At 48.8% G+C, this 7,813-nt stretch carries 12 protein-coding genes; 5 read left to right on the top strand and 7 right to left on the bottom strand.

The window, feature by feature from the left end; translation table 11 throughout:
* Positions 1-26: 26 nt before the first annotated feature.
* The 5 genes from HMPREF0080_RS01355 to HMPREF0080_RS01335 form a co-directional block, all read right to left on the bottom strand.
* Positions 27-608 carry an RNA polymerase sigma factor gene (locus HMPREF0080_RS01355; RefSeq protein ID WP_006789312.1) on the bottom strand — a complete coding sequence of 194 codons (582 nt, stop codon included), beginning with the start codon at positions 606-608 and terminating at the stop codon, positions 27-29.
* A gap of 112 nt (positions 609-720) precedes the next feature.
* Entirely contained in the window at positions 721-948 is a 228-nt protein-coding gene (locus HMPREF0080_RS01350) for a DUF2922 domain-containing protein (protein WP_006789311.1), read from the bottom strand.
* Between the two features lie 19 nt (positions 949-967).
* The gene (locus HMPREF0080_RS01345) at positions 968-1,183 is read right to left on the bottom strand and encodes a DUF1659 domain-containing protein (RefSeq protein WP_006789310.1); all 216 of its coding nucleotides are present in this window, start codon (positions 1,181-1,183) and stop codon (positions 968-970) included.
* 4 nt (positions 1,184-1,187) lie between these two features.
* Positions 1,188-1,712: an N-acetylmuramoyl-L-alanine amidase family protein gene (locus HMPREF0080_RS01340; RefSeq protein ID WP_040346786.1), complete on the bottom strand. Its 525-nt coding sequence runs from the start codon at positions 1,710-1,712 to the stop codon at positions 1,188-1,190.
* A 30-nt stretch (positions 1,713-1,742) separates the two neighbouring features.
* On the bottom strand, positions 1,743-1,985 hold the full coding sequence (locus HMPREF0080_RS01335; protein WP_006789308.1) for a hypothetical protein: 243 nt from the start codon (positions 1,983-1,985) through the stop codon (positions 1,743-1,745).
* Positions 1,986-2,354: 369 nt separating this feature from the next.
* On the opposite strand from HMPREF0080_RS01335, the gene HMPREF0080_RS01330 reads away from it, so the two are divergent.
* The 3 genes from HMPREF0080_RS01330 (at position 2,355) to HMPREF0080_RS01320 (ending at position 4,535) form a co-directional block, all read left to right on the top strand.
* Entirely contained in the window at positions 2,355-2,984 is a 630-nt protein-coding gene (locus tag HMPREF0080_RS01330; protein ID WP_006789307.1) for a DUF47 domain-containing protein, read from the top strand.
* Positions 2,977-3,975 carry an inorganic phosphate transporter gene (locus tag HMPREF0080_RS01325; protein WP_006789306.1) on the top strand — a complete coding sequence of 333 codons (999 nt, stop codon included), beginning with the start codon at positions 2,977-2,979 and terminating at the stop codon, positions 3,973-3,975. The genes HMPREF0080_RS01330 and HMPREF0080_RS01325 overlap by 8 nt, the downstream gene beginning before the upstream one ends.
* A 107-nt stretch (positions 3,976-4,082) precedes the next feature.
* Positions 4,083-4,535, top strand: a complete 453-nt coding sequence (locus HMPREF0080_RS01320) for an RrF2 family transcriptional regulator (RefSeq protein WP_006789305.1) — start codon at positions 4,083-4,085, stop codon at positions 4,533-4,535.
* 198 nt (positions 4,536-4,733) lie between these two features.
* Here HMPREF0080_RS01320 and HMPREF0080_RS01315 read toward each other — a convergent pair whose 3' ends face one another.
* Positions 4,734-5,423: a response regulator transcription factor gene (locus tag HMPREF0080_RS01315; protein ID WP_006789304.1), complete on the bottom strand. Its 690-nt coding sequence runs from the start codon at positions 5,421-5,423 to the stop codon at positions 4,734-4,736.
* Positions 5,395-6,912: a sensor histidine kinase gene (locus HMPREF0080_RS01310; protein WP_006789303.1), complete on the bottom strand. Its 1,518-nt coding sequence runs from the start codon at positions 6,910-6,912 to the stop codon at positions 5,395-5,397. The genes HMPREF0080_RS01315 and HMPREF0080_RS01310 overlap by 29 nt, the downstream gene beginning before the upstream one ends.
* A gap of 183 nt (positions 6,913-7,095) precedes the next feature.
* On the opposite strand from HMPREF0080_RS01310, the gene HMPREF0080_RS01305 reads away from it, so the two are divergent.
* Positions 7,096-7,284 carry a hypothetical protein gene (locus HMPREF0080_RS01305; RefSeq protein WP_006789302.1) on the top strand — a complete coding sequence of 63 codons (189 nt, stop codon included), beginning with the start codon at positions 7,096-7,098 and terminating at the stop codon, positions 7,282-7,284.
* Positions 7,277-7,681, top strand: a complete 405-nt coding sequence (locus HMPREF0080_RS01300; protein WP_006789301.1) for a hypothetical protein — start codon at positions 7,277-7,279, stop codon at positions 7,679-7,681. The genes HMPREF0080_RS01305 and HMPREF0080_RS01300 overlap by 8 nt, the downstream gene beginning before the upstream one ends.
* The last annotated feature ends 132 nt before the right edge of the window (positions 7,682-7,813 follow it).

The following is a 7,813-nucleotide window of genomic DNA, read 5'->3' as shown; positions in this document are numbered from 1 at the left end:
GTTCACGGGAACTCTTTATTATACCGTTATTTCAAAAGATGGAGAATATGCCGCCTCAAAGCATGTAATTTGCGGCTGACTTTTGCCTGGCTCCAGCCGGTGGAACGGGCGATGTCGCGCTCGTGGCGTCTTTCCAGGTAGCGGGATGTAAAAAGATATTTTTCTTCTTTCGTCAACATGGTGAAGATATGACATATATGACGGGATTCTTCCGCCGCCAAAAGAACGGCTTCCGGTTGAACTGACGGATTATCATCCCTTATATCGGGCAGGTCCGTTATAGTGCCGTCAACAGTACGAACGGTAATGATAAAGTGTTTGTCGTCACGGCGTTTTCGGTTAAGATGAGTGCGGAAAATATGATGTACGTGTGCTTTTAAACGGTATACAAAGGGCTTATCATCCGTTGCGTCATAGGTCATGATACATTCCAGTGCGGCCATGGCCGCCGTCTGACAGGCATCTTCAAAAGAAGGAAAACAAGAGATGTATCGTCGAACATGACTGAGCAGGAGCGGTTTATACATTGACAGCAGTACTTGTTTGGACTGAACGTTGCCTTGCTGGGCCATACCGATAATTGTGTTGATATCCGTTTGTTTTTCCATGACAAAGCCTTCTTTACTGTAAATTTTTTTTGTATGTTCCCCCGTTTAATTACTATGCCGATAAGGCTGAGCGACTCGGTGTCGCTCAGCCTTGCCGGTATCTTTCCCGTTCTTATTCGAATACTTCCACCTTGCGCGTCACGACCTGACTTGCGGCAAAACTTGTGAGGTCGCCTTCCGTCGTAGCAAAGACCTTGGCTTCCAGCACCTTGCCGGCAGCGTCGTCGACAGCTGCTTTATCAAGGTTCGCTTTCGGGCGCTGCATTGAATAATTAACCTTTTTACCTTTTTCATCGGTAAAGGTGAGTGTTAACGTTTTTTGTTCCGATTTCGTTTTCATGGGAAGTCCTCCTTTTTACTTACGCCGTGATTTCGTATTGAACCGTTTCTTTTACATGCTCGAGGTCATCTTCCTGTAAGGACGCCAATGCCTGTGCGGCGGTCATGAGACCTGCCGCCGTTGCGCCGGCCTTTACTTTGGCGAAGGAAAGTTCACGGTTTTTTTTCTTGTTATTTTCGTCAGTATAAGAGACGGTGAGCTGCAATTTTCCTGATACAACTTGTTTTTCTGCCATATGTCTAACCTCCCGATCGTAAATAATTTTCAACTCCTGCCGCCAAGGCCGCCGCCGCTTCGGCTTCCGTTTCAAGATAACGCCTGATTTCGGCCGTATTATCAATGAAGCAGATTTCCGCCAATACGGCGGGCATTACGGTTTGCCGCAGGACAAAGAGCCGAGAACCGTCTTTCAGGCCGCGAGGGGCAAAATGAAGGCTCTTTTGAAGGTTCTCGTAGATAGATGCGCCCAGGCGTGCGCTCGCCGCCGAACCGGAGACATATACCTCCGTACCGCCGACATGTGTGTTGAAGGCGTTGAAGTGGATGGAGATAAAAATATCCGCGCCCGCCTCGTTCGCCTCCGTACAGATGCGGGAAAGGTTGTCCGCCTGACCGACCAGGACATCATGGCCCGCCTCCCGCAAGAGTCGGGCCGACGCCGTTCCCGCGCGCCGGGCTAAATCACATTCCCGCAAATTCAGTTCTCTGTTGACGGCGCCGCTGTCGAGGCGTATATCGTGACCCGGGTTCAGATAAACGAGCATCCGCATACCTCCTCAGGCTGTATATCTTTTTTATGCCGCTTCATCTGAAGCGGATTTTGCCGTGTTGCTTTGCGTACAGGGACTGTCCAGGCGGATATGGACTTCGTCGCCGATGGCAAGCCCCATGAGGCGGGCCATGTCTTTGGCCGGGCAGGGACAACGGGCACTGTGACCGCAGAGACTGTAGGGCCGCAGCGGTAAGACAGAGCGTAAGAGGCGCCCGGCCCAGAAGATAATCTGTCCCTTAGTGAGATGTCGTAAAAATCCGAACATATGTATCCCTCCTTTCTGTAAGTCTTTTGGCCCCTCTATCCTTATAAGGCATTCCTTGTTGCGTTTTATTCACGGTAATGTCATGAAATTATATGTTTTTTAATTATTGAGAATGAGGGCGTATTCTATATGCCGGATCAGCCGTATAGGCAGCGCCGTTTCGTACAGTGCTCAATAATTTACGGTACGGCCGCATTAAATAAAGCAGCGGATAAAGCCCGGTTTCTTATGACGGTTATACGGTGAGCGTGTGTTTATGAAGAAATTTAAATTGTGTACGAATGTATACTCCTATGATATAATACTGAATGGAATCATAGCGAAGGGTTATCTATCGTCTGCCACGGCAGGTAAGGAGATTTGATACTTATGGCATTTCATTTGAAGCCTAAGGAAGAAAAGTTCTTCACGTTACTGGATCGTCATGCCGCGCTCAGTTATGCGGCGGCAGATATTTTGAAAGAAGCGATGAACGAGGAGATTTCCAAGGAAGAGGCCATGAAAAAAATTAACGGCCTTGAAGAAGAAGCCAACGATCTGGTTCTGGAAACGATGAAGCGGTTGCAGAAGACCTTTATTACTCCTATGGACCGGGAAGATATTCAAGATCTCATCGACAAGCTTGATAAGGCGCTCGACAACGTGACGGAAATTATGGATAAGATGTGCATTTACCAAGTCGGTGCGGCAACGGACGGGACGAAGTGTATGGCTGTCGTTATGGCGAAGTCGATGAAAGAAATCCGCCGTTCCATCGAGTATATGCGCAACGTGAAGAAAGATTATTTGAAGTTGGAAGCGCGTACGAAAAAAATTATGAAGCTTGAACAGGAATGCGACGATTTGTACCATGAAGAAATGGGACAGCTCTTTGCGACATGTAAAGACCCGATTGAACTCATTAAGTGGAAAGAAATTTTGCAATCCATTGAAGACGTCACGGACGGTTGTGAAGCGTTGGCAACCTTATTCAGGAGGATAGTATTAAAGTATGCCTGAGCATTGGTTAATCTGGGCGGTCGTTATCTTAGCTGTCCTCTTTGATTATATTAACGGCTTTCACGATACGGCAAACGCTATCGCTACGAGTGTCTCCACACGTGCCATTACGCCGAGCCGGGCTATCTTAATGGCGGCCGGATTAAATTTTCTCGGCGCGATGGTCAGTACGGGCGTAGCCAAGACTATAGGCGGCGATCTCGTCCTCGACCCTGCCCAAATCAGTTTGGAAGTCATTATTGCCGCTCTTATCGGTTCCATCGTTTGGAATATTCTGACTTGGTATTATCGTATACCGAGCAGTTCATCTCACTCCCTTATCGGCGGTGTTATCGGTGCCGTTTCCATCAGCGTCGGTCCGGCCGCGCTTTCCTATCAGGGGATTGGAAAAATTATTTTATCACTTATCCTTTCACCGGCCGTTGCCTTGGTTACAGGGTATTTCGTTATGATCGGGATTTTATGGATCGTACGGAACTATTCGCCTGTCGACTTAAACCGCCATTTCCGCAGGATGCAGATTGCTTCCGCCAGCCTCATGGCTTTTTCTCACGGCTCCAATGATGCCCAAAAGGCGATGGGGATCATTGCCCTCGCCCTGTTGAGCGGCGGGTATATCGAAACGATGGAAATCCCTGTGTGGGTTAAACTGGCCTGTGCCACGTCAATGGCGCTCGGTACGTCTGCCGGCGGCTGGCGTATTATTTCGACGATGGGTACAAAAATTTTCAAGCTTGAATCGATTAACGGGTTTGCCGCCGATTTGAACTCGTCTATCGTCATTTTTACGGCAACGCTTTTGCATCTGCCTGTAAGCACGACACACGTTGTTTCCGGCTCCATCATGGGTATCGGTTCGGCAAAACGCGTTCGCGCCGTCCATTGGGGAGTGGCCCGCAGCATGCTCGTCGCCTGGGTTGTTACAATTCCGTTAAGCGCGGTCTTAGCGGCCTTTATTTTTATGTGTATCAATGCGCTGGCTCATCTTTAATACGTACAGTATGGGATTCTATGCTGTACTGTTTTTTTGAGATAAAACTACACTTTTTTGGTTATCTATTGTATAATGTAATAGAGGAAGTAAGGAGGTAAGAGTTTATGCGATTAAATCAAGCGACAGACTATGCATTCCGCATGGTTTTGTATTTAGCGACATGCCCGCCGGGAACAAAAATCACAGGCGCCGTGTTGGCTGAGAAACAGAATATACCGGAACGGTTTTTGCTTAAAATTATGCGCAGTCTGACAGCAGCGGGCATCATGAGATCCTACCGCGGTGTGGAAGGCGGGTTTGCTTTGCAGCGGGAGCCGAGGGATATCACGCTGTATGACGTTATCGATGCCGTAGAAGGACAGACGGAATTACAGCGGTGTCTTGCCGACTCCGATGCGTGTACACGCGGTTGCGGCGGCATGTGTTCGCTCTATGCGGCTTTCGAGCGCATTCAGAAAGATTTGGTTGCGGGGTTGCGATCCATTAACTTTGCCGACTTGGCCGCGGAGGAGAAGAAATTTGCCGCAGAAAAAACAGCTGCCGTCCGGGACGCGTAACGGTTTTTATGACGGGAGGTACATCCCTGAAAAAGGTACTGAGGAAACCTGCTAAAAGCGAAAATCGGCAGGGCTTATTAATAAAATGATACGCAGATAAGGCGATACCTTGATTTATCGGAGAATCAGATACCTGTGCGATACAGAAGGGCTGTAACAGAATGAGGGGAAATCCTCATTCTGTTACAGCCCCGTTTTTTATTTGCATCTGTAGCCGGCTCCCCAGACGGTTTCAATGTACTGCGGGGCTGACGGGTCTTTTTCAAGCTTTTCGCGAAGCCTGTTTATGTGTACCATGACGGTTGCCGTATCACCAACGGCATCCAAGCCCCAGACGCGTTCAAAAAGCGTATTTTTACTGAAGACGATACCTCTGTTCTTGGCTAAAAAAAGGAGTAATTCAAATTCTTTATTTGCCAGGGCAACTTCTTTTTCGCCGACGAAGACGCGGTGCGCCTCCGGTTGTATTTCCAGGTCGCCGATATGGATTGAGGTTATCGCGGCCGTACCTGAAGTACCCGTAAGCCGTTCATATCTGGCCAGGTGCGCTTTGACTCGTGCGACGAGTTCACTCGGGCTGAAGGGCTTACTGATATAATCATCCGCACCGAGCCCGAGGCCGCGGATCTTGTCGACATCTTCCCGCCGTGCCGAGACCATGAGGATAGGAATATCCTGATCCTTCCGCACGGCTCGAATAATTTCGAACCCGTCCGCGCCGGGCAGCATGACATCGAGAATTAGTAAATCATACCGGTTTGTTTTCGCTTTCTCCAAACCTGCGGTTCCGTCTGCCGCAATATCTATGGTAAAGCCGTCCGCTTCGAGGTAGTCCCGCTCCAGCTCACCGATAGCCTTATCATCTTCGATTATTAATATTTTCTTCATTATCTTCACTCCTTATGATTGGCAGGATAATAACAATTGTCAAACCTCCCGCCGGTGTCTTCTCGGCGTGTATAGAGCCGTTCATGGCAAGGATAATTTGTTTGGCTATGGCAAGCCCGAGACCGCTGCCTTTTTTTACATTGCTGCGGGCCGGGTCGGTACGGTAGAAGCTGTCAAAAAGCTTCGGTAAATCCTGAGCGGCTACGCCCGGGCCGTCATCGGCAAAGCGGATTTGAACATTTTTCTCGTCCGCACTGACCTCGATATGCACGGAAACAATATTTCTGGCTTTATATTTTAAAGCATTGCCGAGGAGATTATCAACGACTCGCTGGAACTGCAGCCGGTCAACAGTGACAAAAACGGCCGTTTCCGCGCGGCTGCGGAAAGAAAGAGTCAAGCCTTTCCGGGCGTACGCTTTTTTTTGTTCTTCTACAAAATCGGTAAAATAGTCAACAATAGCAACGCGTTCCGTTGAGAAGGGAATACGGCCCAGATCCAGTTTGGAAAAGAGAAAGAGATTATCCACAAGCGCTTCCAGCGTACCGGCGCTTCGGTAGATCTGTTCGACATAATGCTGCTGTTTTTCCGGCGTATTGGCAATACCGTCGAGAATACCGCCGGCATAGCCTTTGAGAGAAGTGAGCGGCGTGGAAAGGTCGTGAGAAATGCCTGCTATCAGTTCTTTCCGGTTGGTCTCATATTTTTCCCGTTCCACTTGGGCATGCTTCAACTCCTGCCGCATGAGTTCGAAATCACGGCAAGCCTTGCCGAATTCATCTTCCGCTTCAATTCGTACCGGCGTATCCAGGTTACCCTGCCGGATATCGGCGGCCGCTTGACGCAGTTCCGACAACGGTTCGAGGATTTGCCGGGACATGAGGTGAGATAAATAGAAGCCTGAAAGAATGATTAAAGTAGCGGACAGGGCAAGAATGACATATAATATCGTTTCCACGATATGTTTTATGTCGTTTCCCGGAATCATGTCTTTGGCCAGGAAGGGGACGGCACCGGAAGCCATGACGAGCGTCCTGCTGCGCGGAGACATGTATGAGAAAGTGAAACCTTCTTCATCCCAGCTCATGACGGACGGGTTGCGGCCGTATTTGGCAATAATCCGTTCGGATATGGCCTTGCTGTCTGCATGCGGAGACATGTAGTATACCGTGCCGTCCTGTGCGACCACGACATCTATTCCTTGAGCTTCCAGGAGATGCGCCGCCTCAATAAAGTCTTTTACCCGCGGGCGTCCTTTGTGTTCCGCTTTGACGCGCAGTGAGCTGACGGCATATTGGATACTCATGGCGGAACCCTTTTCCGGCCAGAATGCGGTTAAAAGCGTCTGTTGTGTTGCGCCGGAAAAACGGAATGCGGCCAGAAGTATACCACCGATGAGTATGAGTAAGCATACCGGGATGGCGACCATCATGAAATTAGTGAGAAACAGCCTTTTTCGTACGGAAAAATCACGCAGACGTATGTGCATACTATCCCTTCCTCTTTTATCGGCATGTCTTTATAATACAACCTTTTATATCCGGACGAACAGATAAAATGAAGATTATTATGAAATCTTTTAGAAGGCCTTTAGAAATTGTTTAATGTCGGCCCGTATACTGGGATCATCAAAAAGAAAATATAGCCTGACGGCTGAAGGAGGACATTAATTATGAATAATGAAAAAATGGTTAACACAGTAAAGGAAAAAGCCGGCAAAGTATTTACAAAGAAGAATTTTCAACGGCTGGCCGCGGTTCTTGTCGTCTGCGCCGTACCTTTAAGCGGCGGCGCCTGGTATCAGTATCAGCAAAACGGCAATGAAAGCGGAAGTCGCACAGGCGCGTGCGAAGATGATTGAACAAAAAGCGGAGAGGCAGGGAATGGCCCTGATTTCGGAAGACAAAGTAAAAGAAATCACGGCAAAACAGCTCGGTACGGAGCAGGACAGTATTACTTTCAAGAAAATCGCTTTGAAAGACGGGGCTAAACACGAAAATAAAGAAAACGGGAAAGACGGACATAAGGACGGCAGGAAAGATAAGAGACATAAAGACGGAAAGAAAGACGACCGTCACGATGGGCGGCAGGAGAATACGCAGCAGCCGGAACCGCAGCAACAACCTGCGGCCGCCCCGATGCAGCCGCCTGTACAGGATGCTCCGCCTCAGCAACCGGCGCCTGCGCCGCAGGCTTCTCCCGGACAAATGCCGCCTCAATCTCGGCATTGTATGATTTTATTCCTTTGTATAAAGTAGATTGTAAAATAGGCAACGTTGGCTATGACCTCAGTATTGATGCCGTAACGGGCAATGTAATCAAATGTGAAATTGACGACTAGAATCGGTACCTGAAACGGTGGGAAAACAGCGGAGGCTGTAACAGATTTC

Origin of the sequence: Megasphaera geminata F0357, from assembly GCF_000239275.1 — a bacterium.
Taxonomy (GTDB): domain Bacteria; phylum Bacillota; class Negativicutes; order Veillonellales; family Megasphaeraceae; genus Megasphaera; species Megasphaera geminata.
The sequence above is the reverse complement of the archived record's forward strand: the minus strand, read 5'-3'. Positions and strand labels throughout refer to the sequence as shown.